Origin of the sequence: Paucilactobacillus suebicus DSM 5007 = KCTC 3549 (genome assembly GCF_001434475.1) — a bacterium.
In the GTDB taxonomy this organism is placed as follows: domain Bacteria; phylum Bacillota; class Bacilli; order Lactobacillales; family Lactobacillaceae; genus Paucilactobacillus; species Paucilactobacillus suebicus.
The window spans coordinates 1-604 of the sequence record NZ_AZGF01000072.1 but is presented as its reverse complement, the minus strand read 5'-3'; the positions used below and the strand labels follow the sequence as shown (position 1 = coordinate 604).

General features: G+C 42.1%; 1 pseudogene. It reads right to left on the bottom strand.

Going from position 1 to position 604, the window contains the following annotated elements:
* Positions 1-604 (bottom strand): annotated as a pseudogene (locus FD16_RS12970) (hypothetical protein); the annotation flags it as partial.

Sequence of the window (604 nt, the reverse complement as noted above, 5' to 3'; positions counted from 1 at the left end):
CTGGTTCGAAGTCAACATCGTTGAGTAAATCGATCTCCGGTTCGAAATCAACATCGTTGAGCAAGTCAGTATCTGGTTCGAAATCAACGTCATTGAGTAAATCAATCAGTGGTTCGAAGTCGACATCGTTGAGTAAGTCGATTTCAGGTTCGAAATCAACGTCATTGAGTAAATCAATCAGTGGTTCGAAGTCAACATCGTTGAGTAAGTCAGTATCAGGCTCGAAGTCAACGTCATTGAGTAAGTCGATTTCAGGTTCGAAGTCAACGTCATTGAGCAAGTCAGTATCTGGTTCGAAATCGACCTCGTTGAGTAAATCGATCTCCGGTTCGAAGTCAACATCGTTGAGTAAATCAGTATCTGGTTCAAAGTCGACATCATTGAGTAAATCAATCTCTGGTTCGAAATCAACCTCGTTGAGCAAATCGATCTCCGGTTCGAAGTCAACTTCGTTGAGTAAATCAGTATCTGGTTCAAAGTCGACGTCATTGAGTAAATCAATCAGTGGTTCGAAGTCGACATCGTTGAGTAAATCGATCTCCGGTTCAAAGTCGACGTCATTGAGTAAGTCAATCTCCGGTTCGAAGTCAACGTCATTGAGTAA